General features: G+C 69.8%; 15 protein-coding genes. 11 read left to right on the top strand and 4 right to left on the bottom strand.

The window, feature by feature from the left end; genetic code table 11:
- The first annotated feature begins 203 nt into the window (after positions 1–203).
- Complete coding sequence (locus AWC19_RS12180) at positions 204–545, top strand: ATPase (protein ID WP_085078326.1); 342 nt, start codon at positions 204–206, stop codon at positions 543–545.
- Positions 546–555: 10 nt separating this feature from the next.
- On the opposite strand, the gene fadD2 is transcribed toward AWC19_RS12180, so the two are convergent.
- Entirely contained in the window at positions 556–2235 is a 1680-nt protein-coding gene (gene fadD2 / locus AWC19_RS12175; protein WP_169718110.1) for a long-chain-fatty-acid--CoA ligase FadD2, read from the bottom strand.
- Positions 2236–2294: 59 nt separating this feature from the next.
- Between fadD2 and AWC19_RS12170 the strand changes: the two genes are divergently transcribed.
- Positions 2295–3548, top strand: a complete 1254-nt coding sequence (locus tag AWC19_RS12170) for a DNA polymerase domain-containing protein (protein WP_085078324.1) — start codon at positions 2295–2297, stop codon at positions 3546–3548.
- Here AWC19_RS12170 and AWC19_RS12165 read toward each other — a convergent pair.
- Entirely contained in the window at positions 3545–4984 is a 1440-nt protein-coding gene (locus tag AWC19_RS12165; RefSeq protein WP_372508636.1) for an MFS transporter, read from the bottom strand. The two genes, AWC19_RS12170 and AWC19_RS12165, sit on opposite strands and share 4 nt — an antisense overlap.
- A gap of 119 nt (positions 4985–5103) precedes the next feature.
- On the opposite strand from AWC19_RS12165, the gene AWC19_RS12160 reads away from it, so the two are divergent.
- The 8 genes from AWC19_RS12160 to AWC19_RS12125 all read left to right on the top strand — a co-directional run bounded on the left by AWC19_RS12160 (position 5104) and on the right by AWC19_RS12125 (position 12583).
- Positions 5104–6099, top strand: a complete 996-nt coding sequence (locus tag AWC19_RS12160; RefSeq protein ID WP_085078323.1) for an ABC transporter substrate-binding protein — start codon at positions 5104–5106, stop codon at positions 6097–6099.
- Positions 6100–6198: 99 nt separating this feature from the next.
- Complete coding sequence (locus AWC19_RS12155) at positions 6199–6861, top strand: 5-oxoprolinase subunit B family protein (protein WP_085078322.1); 663 nt, start codon at positions 6199–6201, stop codon at positions 6859–6861.
- 14 nt (positions 6862–6875) lie between these two features.
- A complete protein-coding gene (locus AWC19_RS12150) occupies positions 6876–7796 on the top strand; it encodes a 5-oxoprolinase/urea amidolyase family protein (RefSeq protein ID WP_085078321.1) in 921 nt (306 codons plus the stop codon).
- A 35-nt stretch (positions 7797–7831) separates the two neighbouring features.
- A complete protein-coding gene (locus tag AWC19_RS12145; RefSeq protein WP_085078320.1) occupies positions 7832–8377 on the top strand; it encodes a GNAT family N-acetyltransferase in 546 nt (181 codons plus the stop codon).
- Positions 8378–8718: 341 nt separating this feature from the next.
- On the top strand, positions 8719–10113 hold the full coding sequence (locus AWC19_RS12140) for a nitrate/nitrite transporter (protein WP_085078319.1): 1395 nt from the start codon (positions 8719–8721) through the stop codon (positions 10111–10113).
- A gap of 77 nt (positions 10114–10190) precedes the next feature.
- The gene (locus AWC19_RS12135; protein ID WP_085078318.1) at positions 10191–11342 is read left to right on the top strand and encodes a uroporphyrinogen-III synthase; all 1152 of its coding nucleotides are present in this window, start codon (positions 10191–10193) and stop codon (positions 11340–11342) included.
- Positions 11333–12106, top strand: coding sequence for a sirohydrochlorin chelatase (locus AWC19_RS12130; protein WP_085078317.1), 774 nt, complete (start codon positions 11333–11335; stop codon positions 12104–12106). The genes AWC19_RS12135 and AWC19_RS12130 overlap by 10 nt, the downstream gene beginning before the upstream one ends.
- A gap of 24 nt (positions 12107–12130) precedes the next feature.
- The gene (locus AWC19_RS12125) at positions 12131–12583 is read left to right on the top strand and encodes a TetR/AcrR family transcriptional regulator (RefSeq protein WP_085078316.1); all 453 of its coding nucleotides are present in this window, start codon (positions 12131–12133) and stop codon (positions 12581–12583) included.
- On the opposite strand, the gene nirD is transcribed toward AWC19_RS12125, so the two are convergent.
- Positions 12573–12947 carry a nitrite reductase small subunit NirD gene (gene nirD, locus AWC19_RS12120; RefSeq protein ID WP_085078315.1) on the bottom strand — a complete coding sequence of 125 codons (375 nt, stop codon included), beginning with the start codon at positions 12945–12947 and terminating at the stop codon, positions 12573–12575. The genes AWC19_RS12125 and nirD overlap by 11 nt on opposite strands.
- A gap of 2 nt (positions 12948–12949) precedes the next feature.
- Positions 12950–15538, bottom strand: a complete 2589-nt coding sequence (gene nirB, locus AWC19_RS12115; RefSeq protein ID WP_085078314.1) for a nitrite reductase large subunit NirB — start codon at positions 15536–15538, stop codon at positions 12950–12952.
- A gap of 226 nt (positions 15539–15764) precedes the next feature.
- Between nirB and AWC19_RS12110 the strand changes: the two genes are divergently transcribed.
- The gene (locus AWC19_RS12110) at positions 15765–16205 is read left to right on the top strand and encodes an Hsp20/alpha crystallin family protein (RefSeq protein WP_085078313.1); all 441 of its coding nucleotides are present in this window, start codon (positions 15765–15767) and stop codon (positions 16203–16205) included.
- Positions 16206–16247 lie beyond the last annotated feature (42 nt).

Raw genomic sequence — 16247 nt, 5'->3', positions numbered from 1 at the left:
CGTTGCCAGCAAACAGTAAAAGCGCCGGGAATTCAACGGCCTGCGGCGCCGCGGGCGGCGGCGCCGCCGCGGGCGGCCGCCGCGCGAACACGGCGCGGCGGCGGCGCGCCACGGGCGCCCGGCGGTGATTGAATAGGAGGGTGCTCGACGACGCGCATACTGACACGCGGATCTACTGATCGCACCCAGAGAGGGTCGCCGCGATGAGTATCAACTCTGGCCGGAGCGATTCCGGTTCCAACCGGTTCTCCCGCTACACCGCGGGCGCCACGCCGCCCCGGCCCGGGCAGACCGGGCCGACCCAGCGCCTCACCCAGCTGGGTCCGGTGCCCACCCCTCCGGCGCGAGACCGCCGCACCCGGCGGACCGTCGACCTGCCGTTGGCCACGCACCGCGCGCTCGACGTCTGGCAGCGCGAGGCCGCCGACCGGATCGGGGTCGCGCGAGTGACCGGGCAGGAGGTTTTGACCGCGCTGATCGACCAGCTGCTGACCGACCCCAAGCTCTCGGCCCAGATCACGCGCGCCATTCAGGCGCGCAGGTGACCCACCGGGGTTAGTCGACCTCCATCTCGCGCAGCTCGCGCTTGAGGATCTTGCCGGTGGGATTGCGGGGCAACTCGTCGAGGAAGATCACTTCCCGCGGCACCTTGTATTTGGCCAGTTGGTCCCGGACGTGCTTCTTGAGGGTGTCCTCGTCGACGTCGGAGCCCTCCTTCTTGACCACGAAGGCGCGCAGGCGCTGGCCCCACTCCTTGTCCTCGACGCCGATCGCGGTGGCCTCCACCACCTCGGGGTGCCCGCTGAGGCAGTCCTCGACTTCGGCGGGGAAGACGTTCTCGCCGCCGGAAACGATCATCTCGTCGTCGCGGCCGCTGATGTAGAGCAGGCCCTTTTCGTCGAAGTAGCCGACATCGCCGGAGGACAACAGGCCGTCGATGATTTGTTTGTTGCCGCCGCCGGTGTAGCCCTCGAAGGGGAAGGCGTTGCCGACGAAGATCCGACCGACCTCGCCCTGGGGCAACTCCTTGCCGTTTTCGTCGAAGATCTTGACCTTGACGCCCTTGACGACCGGCCCGGCCGTGTTCGGGTTGTATTGCAGGTGTTTGGGCTCGGCGATGGTCGCGAACGCGATCTCGGTGGAGCCGTACATGTTGTAGATGACGGGCCCGAGCTCTTTCAGACCCCGTTCGGCCACGTCGGCGTTCAACGCGGAACCGGAGACGAACACGATCCGCAGGCACGACAGGTCGGGCTTTTCGTCCATCTTGTCCAGGGCGTCCAGCATCCGCGACAACATCACGGGGACGACGACGATCGCGGTCGTCCGGTACTTCGCGATGTCGTTCAACACCACGTCGGGTTTGAACTTGCGGTGCAGCACCAGCGTCGAGCCCAAAAACGCTCCGATGGTGGCGTGCAAGAACCCGAGGGCGTGGAACATCGGGGCCGGGAGCGCCGTCACCTCGCCGGCCTTGAACGGGACATGCGACAAGATGCCCCCGATCGGCGCGAGCGTCGGTGGGGTGCTGCGGTTGGCGCCCTTGGGGGTGCCGGTGGTGCCGCTGGTCAGGATGATGATCGACGAGTGCTTGCTCGCCTTGGGGGCCGGGCTGCCGCTGCTGCGCCCGATCAAATCGGCCAGCGTTTCGTCTTTGCTGCCCGACTTCTTGTCGGAGTCGGGGTTGGTGCCCAGCGCCCGCAGCTTGCCCAGCGGCGGATCGGCCTTGCTGACGTCCTCGCAGTACTCGTCGTCGTAGATGATCAGTTTGGCGTCCTCGCGCTCGGACACCTCCTTGATCTGCGGGCCGGAAAACGAGCTGTTGAGCAGGATGATGCGGGCGCCGACGCGCGCGCACCCGAACTCGGCGACGGAAAACCAGCGGCTGTTGCGCGCCAGGATCGCGACCCCGTCCCCACCCTTGACGCCCTTCTCGAGCAACCCGTGGGCGACGGCGTTGGCGGCGTCGTCGAGTTCCTTCCACGTCATCTCGCCGTCGTCGTCGATGATGGCCACCTTGTCGGGGCTGCGCCGGGCGTGCAGCGCGGGAAGCATGCCTATCTCGCCCCACTTGCGGATGTCGTTGACCATCGCGGCGAGGTGTTGCGGCGGCTCCAGCGGAAAACCGCCGGCCTCGAAGATCTTGCGGACGTAGTGCAGCTCGGCCGTGCCGCGGTCGAGGTACTGCTGAACCTTCGCAACAGCCTGCCCCGGCAGGCCAAGGAGATCTGGCATGGCACCCACCATATGTGACGTCGGTCGCATTACAACCGGTTTGTACCCGGCGACTTACGATGATGAACATGGCCGGTCCGGTGGCGCTGCAGGTGGCCGGGCACGAGGTGACGATCACCCATCCAGACAAGGTGGTGTTCTCCCGACACGGCGGCGCGGGCCCCTACACAAAGCTCGATTTGGTCCGCTATTACCTGTCCGTCGCCGACGGGGCGCTGCGCGGCGTGGCGGGCCGACCGATGATCCTCAAGCGCTTCGTCAAGGGCATCGCCGAAGAGGCGGTGTTTCAGAAGCGGGCTCCGGCCAACCGGCCCGAGTGGGTCGACGTGGCCGAATTGCGTTACGCGCGAGGTACTTCCGCGGCCGAAGCCGTCATCCATGACGCGGCCGGGCTGGCGTGGGCGATCAACCTGGGGTGCGTCGACCTCAACCCGCACCCGGTGCTGGCCGGCGACCTCGATCACCCCGACGAGCTGCGCGTCGACCTGGACCCGATGCCCGGCGTGACGTGGCGTCGCATCGTCGACGTCGCGCTGGTGGCCCGCGAGGTGCTGGAGGACTACGGGTTGGTGGCGTGGCCGAAGACGTCGGGGTCGCGGGGCTTTCACATCTACGCACGGATCGCGCCGCGCTGGGGTTTTCGCCAGGTGCGGCTGGCCGCCCAGACCGTGGCCCGCGAGGTGGAGCGGCGGTTGCCCGACGCGGCGACCAGCCGGTGGTGGAAGGAAGAGCGCGAAGGCGTGTTCGTCGACTTCAACCAGAACGCCAAGGACCGCACCGTCGCCTCGGCCTACTCGGTGCGCGCCACCCCGGACGCCCGGGTGTCCACGCCCCTGCATTGGGACGAGGTGCCCGGCTGCAAACCCGAGGCGTTCACGATCGAAACCGTGCCCGCCCGCTTCGCCGAACTCGGCGACCCGTGGGCGGAAATGGACGACGCGGTGGGCGAACTCGACCGGCTGCTGATCCTGGCCGAGGAGATGGGACCGCCGGAGAAGGCCCCGGCGGGCGCCACCAAGCGCGCCGCGGGCCGGCGCGCCTCGTCGAAGCCGCTCATCGAGATCGCCCGCACCAAAACCAGAAACGAGGCGCTGGCGGCCCTGGACACCTGGCGGGACCGCTACCCCGCCGCGGCCGCCCTGCTGCGGCCGGCCGACGTCCTGGTCGACGGCATGCGCGGGCCGAGCTCGATCTGGTACCGCATCCGGATCAACCTGCAGCACGTGCCCGCCGACCGGCGCCCACCCCAGGAGGGGCTCATCGCCGACTACAGCCCGTGGGACAAATACCGACCCAAACGGCAGGAGCGCTAGACGCCCAGCCGCCCCATCCGCGTGTTTTTGCGCAGGTACGCGGCCCAGGTGACGACGAGCAACGCGAGGAAGAACCCGACGTAGAACCGCAGCGCCGGCTCGATGCCGCCGAAGTGCGACTTCGACCACGCGTAGGCCAGCGGCACCACGAAGCCGCCGAAGGCGCCGACCGACGAGATGACCCCCAGCGCCCCGGCGGCCTGGCGGCGCATGTGCACCATCGTGGCGGGGTCGCCGCCGGCGAGCTCGCCCTTGACCTTGAAGATCCGCGAGATCATCCGGTAGGTCGAGCCGTTGCCGATGCCGGTGGCCACGAACAAAAACATGAAGCTGGCGAAGAACACCGGCAGGTTCTTGGCATCGACCGACCACAGCGCCGCCGCGGCGCCCACGGCCAGCATGACGAAGCTGGCGGCGGTGATCCGGGCGCCGCCGACCCGGTCGGCGAGCTTGCCGCCCAGCGGCCGGATGATCGATCCGATGCCCGCGCCGAGGAAGGCCCACGCCAACGCGATGTCACCGCGCCCGAAGACGGTCTTGAGCAGGGTCGGAAACGCCGCGGAGTACCCGATGAACGACCCGAACGTGCCGATGTACAGCAGCGACATGATCCACGTGTCGGCGTGCCGCAGCGACTGCACGACCGGCTTCACGTCGGCGACGCCCCCTGCTTTGGACGCCTCCGAGAGGTTGTCCATGAACAGCGCCGCGCACACCGCGGCGACCACGGCCAGCGGCACGTAGAACAGCCCGGCCCGTGACAGGCCCACCCCGCCGCCGGCGACCACGATCGGCGGGATGATCTTCTGCACGACGGCCACGCCGAGGTTGCCGCCGGCCGCGTTGAGGCCCAGCGCCCAGCCCTTGTCCTTCTCGGGGTAGAAGAACGAGATGTTGGCCATCGACGACGCGAAGTTGCCGCCGCCGAAGCCCGCGGTCGCCGCGATAACCACCAGCGCCGCGAACGGGGTGTGCGGATGGCTCACCACCCAGGCCAGCAGCAGGCACGGGACCAGCAGCAGCAACGCCGAGACGATGGTCCAGTTGCGGCCGCCGAAGATTGGCACCGCGAAGGTGTAGGGCAGCCGCAGGAAGGCGCCGACGCCGCTGGGCACCGCGACCAGGCACAAGGCCTGGCTGGCGGTCAGCGCCCAGCCCGAGGCGGCGGGGTGCCCGTGCGGGCCGGCCATCATCTGGACGACGACGATGCTCCACAGCATCCACACCGAAAACCCGATGTGCTCGGCGAAGATGGAGAAGATCAGGTTGCGACGGGCGATGGGCTTGCCGGTCGTCTCCCAGAAGGCGGGGTCCTCGGGCCGCCAGTCGTCGATCCAATGCCGTTTGCGGTGGCGCTCGGGCGCGGGCGCCGGCGCCAGGACAGGAGTGATGGCCGGGCTGGTGTCCGGGCTGGTGTCCGAGCTGGTGGTAGTCACGCACCGACGGTAGGGACGCCCTGTTACCGGCCTCTTCGTGCGCAGTTACGCCCGGGCTACGCAATGATGGCAACGGCGCGTGGCCCGCTGTCAGAACTTTTTCGCGATAATCTCACGCGATGCGGCAGGGATGGAGTCGTCGCGGATTCTTGCAGTTCGCAGGGGTCACCGCGATCGCCGGGACCTCGGCAGCAGCGGTGGGCTGCTCGTCACGCAAGTCGGCGGCCGGCGCCGCCGCGGGTTCGGTGACGATCACCCACCTTTTCGGTCAGACCGTCATCAAGGAGCCGCCCAAGCGCGTGGTCAGCGCCGGCTACACCGAGCAGGACGACCTGCTGGCGGTGGGCGTGGTCCCCGTCGCGGTGACCAACTGGTTCGGCGACCAGCCGTTCGCGGTGTGGCCGTGGGCCCAGCCCAAGCTCGGCGGGGCCCAGCCGGTGGTGCTGAACCTGGACAACGGGATTCCGATCGAGCAGATCGCCGGGCTCAAGCCGGACCTGATCGTCGCCATCAATGCCGGTGTGGACGCCGACACTTATCAAAAGCTGTCGGAGATCGCCCCGACCGTCCCGCAGTCCGGCGGCGACGCGTTCTTCGAGCCGTGGAAGGACCAGGCCACCGCGGTCGGGCAGGCGGTGTTCCAGGCGGATCGGATGAAATCGCTGATCGCCGCCGTGGACCAGCGGTTCACCGACGTCGGCCAGAAGAATCCCCGGTGGAAGGGCAAGAAGGCGTTGCTGATGCAGGGCACGTTCTTCCAGGGCACCGTGGTGGCGACCCTGGCCGGCTGGCGCACCGACTTCCTCAACCAGATGGGCCTGGTAATCGCCGACAGCATCAAGCCGTTCGGCGGCGACAACCGCGCCGTCATCCCCCGCGATCAGATCAAGGGGGTGCTCGATTCCGCCGACGTGGTGATCTGGACGACCGAGAGCCCCGACGAGCAGAAGGCGCTGCTGGCCGACCCCGAGATCGCCGGATCGGCCGCCACCGCGCAGAACCGCCACATCTTCACCACCAAGGACCAGGCCGGCGCGATCGCCTTCGCGTCGCCGCTGAGCTACCCGGTGATCGCCGACCAGCTGCCCCCGCTGATCGGCAAGATCCTGGGCTAGCGCCGGTTGATTGAGCGTTCGCTAAGGCACCTCTGGCAGTGCTCGAAAATCCGTCGAAACTCCCTCCGCCAGCCCCGACCGCGGGGTTACCGTCGAGTAATGAGCGTGACGGACCTATCGCAGGAGCTGTCGACCGAGCTGGTCGGCAACACCGTTTTCGACTACGGCAACCGGGCCCTGATGCTGCAATGTGGAAGCACCGCGGAGGTGTTGGCGTGGGTGGACGCGCTGCGTGAGGCGGCGCTGCCCGGGGTGCTCGACATCGTCCCGGCGGCCCGCACGGTGCTGGTAAAGCTGGACAGCCCCCGCCTGCAGGGGGTCATCCGACACCGGCTGCGCAAGATGCGGGTCACCGCCGGGGGCGAGGCCCCGCCGGGCCGGGGCGCCGACGTGGTGATCGACGTGGTCTACGACGGCCCGGACCTCGCCGAGGTGGCCGACCGCACGGGGCTGACCGCGGCGGAGGTGATCGAGGCGCACGCCGGTCGCCTGTGGCGCGTCGGATTCAGCGGCTTCGCACCGGGTTTCGCGTATCTGGTCGACGGCGACCCGCGGCTGCGGGTGCCGCGCCGGTCCGAGCCGCGCACCTCGGTGCCGGCCGGGTCGGTCGCGCTGGCCGGGGAGTTCAGCGCGATCTACCCGCGGCAATCGCCCGGCGGCTGGCAGCTCATCGGCCACACCGACGCGGTCCTGTGGGATCTCGACCGGCCGAATCCGGCGCTGTTAACGCAGGGCATGTGGGTCCGGTTCCGGGCCGTGTGAGCGAGGAGAGGGTTATGGGCATCAGCCTGGAAATCCTGCGCACCGGGCCGCTCGCGGTGGTCGAGGACCTCGGCCGGCCGGGCCTGGCCCACCTCGGCGTCGGGCGCTCGGGGGCGGCCGACCGCCGCGCGCACACGCTGGCCAACCGGCTCGTCGCCAACCCCGACGACCGCGCCACCATCGAGGTGACGTTCGGCGGCCTGGCGGCGCGGGTGCGCGGCGGCGACGTCGACATCGCGGTGACGGGCGCCGACACCGACCCCACCGTCAACGGAATCAAGTTCGGCACCAACAGCGTTCACCACGTGCGCGACGGCCAGGTGATCTCGCTGGGCGCCCCGCGCGCCGGGCTGCGGACGTACCTGGCGGTGCGCGGCGGCATCTGCGTCGACCCCGTGCTGGGCTCGCGCAGCTACGACGTGATGTCGGCGATCGGACCGGCGCCGCTGCGCGGCGGAGACCGGTTACCGATCGGCAAGCACACCGACGACTACCCCCAGCTCGACCAGGCCCCGGTCGCCGCCATCACCGCCGACGTGGTGGAGCTGTCGGTGGTGCCCGGCCCGCGCGACGACTGGTTCGTCGATCCCGACGCCCTGGTGCACAGCGAGTGGCTGGTCTCCGACCGCAGCGACCGGGTGGGCATGCGGCTGGTCGGGCGCCCGTTGCAATACCGCTACCCCGACCGCCAGCTGCCCAGCGAGGGCACCACCCGCGGCGCAATCCAGGTGCCGCCCAACGGTTTACCGGTGATCCTGGGTCCCGATCACCCGGTCACCGGCGGCTATCCGGTGGTCGGCGTGGTGGTCGACGAGGACGTCGACAAGATCGCCCAGGTGCGGCCCGGCCAGCGGGTCCGCCTGCATTGGTCCCGGCCCCGCGCCGCGTCGGGAACACGGCCGCTGTCGGGCGCGGCGGGCTGGCCGTTCTCCTAGTGCCGGCCGCTGGACACGGCTGGTAAACAGGGACTGTGCACACCCAGGTCCACACCGCCCGCCTGGTCCACACCTCCGATCTCGACGGCGAGACGCGGCAGCGCGTCTGCCAGATGGTCGGCGCCGCGTTCGCCGGGAACTTCAGCGACGACGACTGGGAGCACGCGCTGGGCGGCATGCACGCCGTGATCTGGCGGCACGGCGCGATCATCGCCCACGCCGCCGTGGTCCAGCGGCGGCTGCTCTACCGCGGCAGCGCCCTGCGGTGCGGCTACATCGAGGCCGTCGCCGTGCGCGAGGACTGGCGCGGCCAGGGGCTGGTGCACGCCCTGCTCGACGGCTGCGAGCAGGTGATCCGCGGCGCCTATCAAATTGGCGCCGTCAGTTCGTCGGCCCAGGCGCGCCGGGTGTGGTCGGCGCGCGGCTGGCTGCCGTGGCGCGGCCCGACGTCCGTGCTGGCGCCCACCGGCCCCACCCGCACCCCCGAGGACGACGACGCCGTGTTCGTGCTGCCCGTCGGGATCACGCTGGACACCTCGGCGGGGCTGATGTGCGACTGGCGCGGCGGGAACGTGTGGTGATTCGCGTAAGCCATTGGCCGACATACCAATTGGATAACAAGATCGCATGCCACGAAATGTATTGCAGCTCACAGTAAATTCCACAGCCGCCAAAATCACTTCGCGGGGGCCGGCCATTTTGCCTGGGCGCGTTGCCCTTCAGGGATTTGCCAGATAACTGGGATTCAACTTACAGGCGATATCGCGCGAATCGAGTTGACTGACTTCGGTTCTTGATGTGAGCATCGAATCCGGACGGGCCGGGCATGTCGCCGCCGGCGCGCCCGCGACCGGCGCCAGTTCGCCGCCTTAACGCGCTCAACCGATTTCGCCACTCGCATCCCCCGAAAGGTGTCGACCGCATGCGCCGCAACCACCGAATCGCCGACTGGGATCCGGAAGACGCGGCGGCCTGGGACGCCGGTAACAAGCGCATCGCGCGCCGCAACCTGCTGTGCACGGTGGCGGGCGACCACGTCGCCTTTTCGATCTGGTCGCTGTGGTCGGTGATGGCGCTGTTCATGCCCGCATCCGTCTACGGCTTCTCCGCCGGCGACAAGCTGCTCCTCGGCGCGGTCGCCACCCTCGTCGGTGGCTGCGCGCGCATCCCCTACACCCTCGGCATCGCGCGCTTCGGCGGCCGCAACTGGACGGCGTTTTCGGCATTCGTTTTGCTGGTCCCGACCGCCGGCACCATCGCGCTGCTCGCCAACCCCGGCCTGCCGCTGTGGCCGTACGTGCTGTGCGCGGCGCTCACCGGGCTGGGCGGCGGCAACTACGCGGCATCGCTGGCCAACGTCAACGCCTTTTACCCGCAACGGCTCAAGGGCGCGGCGCTGGCCGTCAACGCCGGCGTCGGCAACCTCGGCGTGGCGGTCATCCAGCTGGTCGGCCTGCTGGTGCTGTCGACGGCGGGACACGAGGCGCCGTACTGGGTCTGCGCCGTCTACCTGCTGCTGCTGGCCCTCGTCGGCATCGCGGCGGTGTTGTGCATGGACAACCTCGACCACGGGGTCGAGGTGAACACCATGCGCTCGGTGCTCCGCGAGGGCGACACCTATGCGATCTCGCTCCTCTACATCTGCACCTTCGGCTCCTGGATCGGGTTCGCCTTCGCCTTCGGCCAGGTGCTGGCGGTCCACTTCGCCGCCGGCGGCGAGTCGGCGCGGCACGCCTCGCTGCACGCGGCCCAAATCGCTTTCGTGGGACCGCTATTGGGTTCGTTGGCCCGCATCTACGGCGGGCGGCTGGCCGATCGCGTCGGCGGCAGCCGCGTCACCCTGGGCGTTTTGGGCGGCATGGTTTTGGGCGCCGGGTCGCTGGTGGCCGTCGGCAGCCTCGACGACCGCGACGTCGGCGGCCCGGCCGCGCTGATCGGCTACGTCGCCGGCTTCGTCGCCCTGTTCGTGCTTTCCGGAATGGGCAACGGGTCGGTGTTCAAAATGATCCCGTCGATCTTCGAGGCGCGCAGCCGCCGCCTGGATGCCGATGAGGCGCGGCGCCGCGCCTGGTCCCTGGCGATGTCGGGATCGCTGATCGGGCTCTGCTCGGCGGTCGGCGCGCTCGGCGGCGTGGGCATCGACCTGGCCCTGCGCGAGTCCTACCTGCACAGCGGCAGCGAGACGCCGGCGTATTGGATCTTTCTGGCCTGCTACGTGGCGGCCGCGGCGATGACGTGGGCCTGGTACGTGCGCCCGCGGCCACCGGTCCCGAGCGCCCCCGAACCCGTCCCCGCCGCCGAGCCCGCGCGGGTGTGATGGCCGTCGCAACATGGGCAATGCGTCAGCAATTGCGCGGTAACGCCGCCGAAACGTCACAGGCATACACAGGTCATATGGCCCAACCCAAATCGGCGCCGCTGACCGGCTACCGGGTTGCGGTCACCTCCGCGCGGCGCGCCGAAGAGCTGTGCGCCCTGCTGAGCCGGCAGGGCGCCGAGGTGTGCAGCGCCCCGGCCATCAACATGATCGCGCTGCCCGACGACGACGAATTGCACTGCAACACAGAGGCTTTGATCGCCGAGCCGCCCGACATTCTGGTCGTTCACACCGGCATCGGCTTCCGCGGCTGGCTGGCGGCGGCCGAGGGGTGGGGGCTGGCCGGCCAGCTGGTGGCGGCGCTGTCGAAGGCGCGGATCGTCTCGCGCGGACCGAAGGGCACCGGCGCCGTGCGCGCCGCCGGGCTACACGAGGAGTGGTCCCCTGAGTCCGAATCCTCACAAGAGGTCCTGGAGTACCTGCTCGATTCCGGCGTGTCCGGCAAGCGCGTCGCGATCCAGCTGCATGGCGCCGCCGACGCCTGGGACCCGTTCCCCGAGTTCATCGGCGGCCTGCGTTTCGCCGGCGCCGAAGTGGTGCCGATCCGGGTGTATCGGTGGAAGCCGACCCCGCTGGGTGGCGATTTCGACCAGGTGATCACCGGCATCGCCCGGCGCCAATTCGACGCGGTGACCTTCACGTCCGCCCCCGCCGCGGCGGCGGTGCTGGAGCGCAGCCGCGAGCTCGGCATCGAGGGCCAGGTGCTCGAGGCGCTGCGCACCGACGTGCACGCGATGTGCGTGGGCCCGGTGACCTCTAAACCGTTGATCCGCAAGGGCGTTCCGACGTCGTCACCGGAACGAATGCGGTTGGGCGCGTTGGCCCGACACGTCGCCGAGGAGCTGCCGCTACTCGGGTCGCGCATGGTGCGCGCGGCCGGCCACACGGTCGACATCCGCGGCACCTGCGTGCTGGTGGACGGGGGGATCAAGCTGGTGTCGCCGTCCGGCATGGCGATGCTGCGCGCGCTGGCGCAGCGGCCCGGCGACGTGGTGGCGCGCAACGACCTGTTGCGGGTGCTGCCCGGCAACAGCAACGATCCGCACGCCGTCGACACCGCCGTGCTGCGGCTGCGAACCGCCCTGGGCGACAAGAACATCATCGCGACCGTGGTCAAGCGCGGTTACCGGCTGGCCGTCGACGACCGGGCGGGTGGCCGATGGACCTGATCCTGGCCGCGCACGGCACCCGCAGGCCGGGCGGCGTCGCGATGATCGGAGACCTCGCGCAGCGGGTGGGGGCGCTGCTCGGCCGGCGGGTGCAGGTCGCGTTCGTCGACGTGCTGGGGCCGACGCCGAGCGAAGTGCTGTCGCGGGCGGCGGGCGGCGGTCGGCCCGCGATCGTGGTGCCGGCGTTCCTGTCGCGCGGCTACCACGTCCGCAGCGACCTGCCCGCCCACATCGCGGCCAGCGGGCACCCCCGTGTCGTCGCCACCCCCGCGCTGGGACCCAGCGGTGAGATCTCGCGCATCGTCGCCGACCAGTTGACGAAATGCGGCTGGCGCCTGGGCGATTCGGTCGTTCTGGCCGCCGCGGGAACCACCGACCCGCACGCCCGCGCCGACCTGCACGTTACCGCGACGACGCTGTCCGCGCTGGTCGGATCGCGGGTGCGGCTGGCCTTCGCAGCCACCGGCGAGCCCCACGTCGACGACGCGGTCGCGGCCGCCCGCCGCGACGGCGCGCGCCGTGTCGTGGTCGCCTCGTACCTGCTGGCCGACGGCCTGTTTCAGGAGCGCCTGCAGGCCAGCGCCGCCGACCTAATCACCCGGCCGCTGGGCACCCATCCCGGGCTGGCGCGGCTCGTCGCGAACCGCTTTCGCCGGGCCGCGGCCGGCTTGGTGCCGGTTTCGACACGGCTCGCGTCGAGCCGGCCCAGATCGCTTCGGGCGCACGGACATCACACGCCGACGCCCGCGACGCTTGATCTTTGATCCCATTGCGGCAATCCTGGCAGGATGCCGCGTCGCCAAGAGCCCTCGCGCGGGCTGCTCGATCCGGTGGCCAAGATGCTGCGGTTGCCCTTTGGCACACCGGAGTTCATCGACCGGATCGTCACCGGGGGCGCCAACCAGGTGGGCCGCCGGACGCTGCACATGCTGATCACCACGTGGGACGCGGCCGGCGGCGGCCCGTTCGCGGCCAGCGCGGTGGCGTCCACGGGGATGGCCAAGACCGCCGAGATCGTCGAGGGCATGTTCATCGGCCCGGTCTTCGGGCCGATTTTGAAGGTGCTGGGCGCCGACAAGGTCGCGGTGCGGGCGTCGCTGTGCGCATCTCAGCTGGTGGGGCTGGGCATCATGCGCTACGGGATACGCTCCGAGCCGCTGCATTCCATGTCGGTGGACGCGATCGTCGACGCAATCGGCCCGACGCTGCAGCGCTATCTGGTCGGTGACATCACGCGCTGATCGCCAGCGGCGCCGCGATCCGCCCGATCTCGACGTCGCCCTCCCGGGTGACCCGCACCTGGTAGACCGGCACCGCGTACCGCGGGTCGTCCAGGCACGAGCCGTCGTCGAGCGCGAAAGCCTGCTTCAGGATTGGGGATTGGACAACGACCCGCCCGCGCCGGTCCCCGACGATGCCGCGCGAGAGCACGGCCGCCCCCGAGAAGGGATCGACGTTCCCGATGGCGTGCACCGACCCGTCGTCCAGCCGGAACAGCGCGGCCTGGGTGCCGTCGTCCAGCAGCACCCCCACGCCGCGGCCCGGGATCAGGCGGTCGTACGCGCAGGCCGTCGTCCACACCTGGATGTCGTTGACAATTGTCACGCTTACCTCCCAATTCCTTCGGGGTCGTTATCACGGACCCGCGGCATGCCAATGGGCACAGGCACTTTGCGCCCGGCGCGTTCGGTGAAGGCCACCGTGGAGTCGATCGCGTCCGGGGCGTTGACGAACGAGACGAACCGCGACAGCTTGTCGGGATCGTCCAGCACGCCCTTCCATTCGCACTTGTAGTTGCGCACGTGCCGCTCCATCGCGGCCTCGAATTCCGCGGCCAGGCCCAGCGAGTCTTCGCACACCACCTCGCGCACGTGATCCAGCCCGCCGTCTAGCGATTCGACCCACGGCGCGGTGCGCTGCAGCCGGTCGGCGGTGCGGATGTAGTACATCAGGAACCGGTCGACGTAGCGGATTAGCGTCTCGGTGTCCAGGTCGCCGGCCAGCAGCTGGGCATGCCTGGGCGTCATGCCGCCGTTGCCGCCGACGTAGAGGTTCCAACCCTTTTCGGTGGCGATGACGCCGACGTCCTTGCTGCGCGCCTCGGCGCACTCGCGGGCGCAGCCCGAGACGCCCAGCTTGATCTTGTGCGGCGCGCGCAGTCCGCGGTACCGCAGCTCCAAATCGATCGCCAACTGCACCGAGTCCTGCCGGCCGTAGCGGCACCAGTCGCTGCCCACGCAGCTCTTCACGGTGCGCAACGCCTTGCCGTAGGCGTGGCCGGATTCCATCCCGCCGTCGATCAGCCGCTTCCAAATCGCGGGCAGCTGGTCCACCCGGGCGCCGAACATGTCGATCCGCTGACCGCCGGTGATCTTGGTGTAAAGCCCGAAGTCCTGGGCGATCTGGCCGATCAGGATCAGGTGCTCCGGCTTGATGTCACCGCCGGGGACCCGCGGAACCACCGAATAGCTGCCGTTGCGTTGGATGTTGGCCAAAAAGTGGTCGTTGGAATCCTGCAGCGAGGCCTGCTCGCCGTCGAGGATGTGGTCGGAGCCGGTGGACGCGAGGATGGAGGCGACCACGGGTTTGCAGATGTCGCAACCCTTTCCGCGTCCGAACCGGGCCAGCAGGCCGGAAAAGGTGCGGATCTCGGTGGCCGTGATGATCTCGAACAGCTCCGCCCGCGACTGGCTGAAGTGCTCGCACAGCGCCTTGGACTGCGCCACGCCCTCGGCTTCCAGCAGCTGCTTGAGCAGCGGAACGCAGGAACCGCACGAGGTGCCGGCCGCCGTGCACGACTTGAGCGCCGGCACGTCGGCGCAGCCGCCGGCGATCGCGCCCTTGAGGTCGCCCTTGGTGACGTTGTTGCACGAGCAGATCTGCGCCGAATCCGGCAGCGCCCCAATGCCCAGGGCCGAACCGCCGCCGGAGGGCGCCGGCGCGATCAGCGCGAGCGGATCGCCCGGCAGCTCGCTGCCGACCATCGGCCGCAACACCCCGTACGACGACGCGTCGCCCACCAGCACCCCGCCCAGCAGGGTCTTGGCGTCGTCGGACAGCACCAGCTTGGCGTAGGTCCGGTTGACCGCGTCGTTGATGGCGACCTCGAGGCAGTTCTCGGTGGTGCCCATCGCGTCGCCGAAGCTCGCGACGTCGACTCCCAACAGCTTGAGCTTGGTCGACAGGTCCGCCTCGGGGAACTCCGCGGCGCCGTCCAGCAGCCGATCGGCCACCACCTCGGCGGAGGTGTAGCCCGGTCCGACCAGGCCGTAGCACCGCCCCTCGATCGCCGCCACCTCGCCGACGGCGTAGATGTCGGGATCGCTTGTCCGGCAGGACAGGTCGGTCAGCACGCCGCCGCGCTCGGCGCGGGCCAACCCGGCGGCCGCGGCGAGCTCGTCACGCGGCCGGATGCCGGCCGCGAAGATCACCAGGCCGGCGTCGATGACGTCCCCGTTGGTCAGGCGCACGCGCACCGACGTCGAGCCGTCGGCATGCCCGACGGGTTCGATCGCTTCGGTGCCCGTCCCGACGTGCACCGCGATGCCCAGGTCGCCGATCATCCTGGCCAGCAGCGCGCCGCCGGCCTCGTCGATCTGCTGGGCCATCAGCCGCGGCATCATCTCGACGACGTGCGTGTGTAACCCGAACTGGCGCAACGCATTAGCCGCCTCCAGGCCGAGCAGGCCGCCGCCGATCACCACCGCTTGGGTGGCGTGGCCGGCGGCCACCGCGTGCGAGGCGTCGGCGCGGATGGCGTCGAGGTCGTCGAGGGTGCGGTAGACGTGGCACTGCGGCAGGTCGTGGCCCGGGACCGGCGGGACGAAGGCGTAGGAACCGGTGGCCAGCACCAGGGCGTCGTAACCGTGCCGCTGGCCGTCGGCGGTCACCACCGACTTTGTCGCGCGGTCGATTTCGGTGACCCGCGTGTTGAGCATCAGCCGGACCCGGTCGTCGCCGGCGTAGTCGTTGCCGGGCAGCGCCAGCAGCGTCCGGTCCCAGCTCTCGGTGTAGGACGTCAGCCCCACGCGGTCATAGGCGGCGTCGGCCTCCTCGGCCAAAACCGTGATGCACCAAACCCCTTCGGTGTCACGGGCACGCAGCGCCTCGACCAGTCGGTGGCCGACCATGCCGTGCCCGACCACGACGAGGTGGCGGGCGGCACAGTGCGCGCGCGCAATTCCGGCTGGAGCCATGCCACGAGGGTAGGGGCCCGAAATTACCGTGGAATCGCGGAATGTGACGCCCACATGACGGCGGCCTCACACCTCACAGCGGCCACCGTGAAGGTGACGTCAAAGCGTTTCGCTCGGGGCGAACAGCCAGGTGGAACTTTAGCGTGGTCGACTCATGTTTGTAGGAGTAGCGGGCCGGCAAGCCGTCGGTCACAGCAAACTCACAAGGAAGCGTAAGGAGATATCCATGAGCAACCTCGCATTGTGGTCGCGACCGGCCTGGGACACCGAACGGTGGTTGCGCGACTTCTTCGGCCCCGCCGCCGCGACCGACTGGTTCAAGCCGGTGAGCAGCGGTTTCAGCCCGGCCGCCGAGATCGTCAAGGACGGCGACGACGCGGTGGTCCGCCTGGAGCTGCCCGGCGTCGACGTGGAGAAGGACGTGAACGTCGAGATCGAGAACGGTCGGCTGGTCGTCCACGGCGAACACCGCGACGAGCACGCCGAGGAGCAGAACGGCCGCACCCTGCGCGAGATCCGGTACGGAGCGTTCCGCCGGTCGTTCCAGCTGCCCACGCACGTCACCGCCGACGCGATCACGGCCAGCTATGACGCCGGCGTATTGACGGTGCGCGTCGCCGGCGCGTACGCCGGGAGCCAGCCGCAGCGCATCGCGATCACGAAGTAATTCGCGCCGCGACGAATCCGGCGGGGCCACCGGCCCCGCCGG

This window comes from Mycobacterium palustre, assembly GCF_002101785.1.
Classification (GTDB): Bacteria; Actinomycetota; Actinomycetes; order Mycobacteriales; family Mycobacteriaceae; genus Mycobacterium; species Mycobacterium palustre.
Note: the sequence above shows the minus strand (reverse complement) of the source record. Positions and strands in the feature narration are given on the sequence as shown.

Coding starts and splice junctions, on each gene's coding strand:
- AWC19_RS12180 (WP_085078326.1), top strand. CDS start 204: ATGAGTATCAACTCTGGCCGGAGCGATTCCGGTTCCAACCGGTTCTCC.
- fadD2 (WP_169718110.1), bottom strand. CDS start 2,235: ATGCCAGATCTCCTTGGCCTGCCGGGGCAGGCTGTTGCGAAGGTTCAG.
- AWC19_RS12170 (WP_085078324.1), top strand. CDS start 2,295: ATGATGAACATGGCCGGTCCGGTGGCGCTGCAGGTGGCCGGGCACGAG.
- AWC19_RS12160 (WP_085078323.1), top strand. CDS start 5,104: ATGCGGCAGGGATGGAGTCGTCGCGGATTCTTGCAGTTCGCAGGGGTC.
- AWC19_RS12155 (WP_085078322.1), top strand. CDS start 6,199: ATGAGCGTGACGGACCTATCGCAGGAGCTGTCGACCGAGCTGGTCGGC.
- AWC19_RS12150 (WP_085078321.1), top strand. CDS start 6,876: ATGGGCATCAGCCTGGAAATCCTGCGCACCGGGCCGCTCGCGGTGGTC.
- AWC19_RS12140 (WP_085078319.1), top strand. CDS start 8,719: ATGCGCCGCAACCACCGAATCGCCGACTGGGATCCGGAAGACGCGGCG.
- AWC19_RS12135 (WP_085078318.1), top strand. CDS start 10,191: ATGGCCCAACCCAAATCGGCGCCGCTGACCGGCTACCGGGTTGCGGTC.
- AWC19_RS12130 (WP_085078317.1), top strand. CDS start 11,333: ATGGACCTGATCCTGGCCGCGCACGGCACCCGCAGGCCGGGCGGCGTC.
- AWC19_RS12125 (WP_085078316.1), top strand. CDS start 12,131: ATGCCGCGTCGCCAAGAGCCCTCGCGCGGGCTGCTCGATCCGGTGGCC.
- nirB (WP_085078314.1), bottom strand. CDS start 15,538: ATGGCTCCAGCCGGAATTGCGCGCGCGCACTGTGCCGCCCGCCACCTC.
- AWC19_RS12110 (WP_085078313.1), top strand. CDS start 15,765: ATGAGCAACCTCGCATTGTGGTCGCGACCGGCCTGGGACACCGAACGG.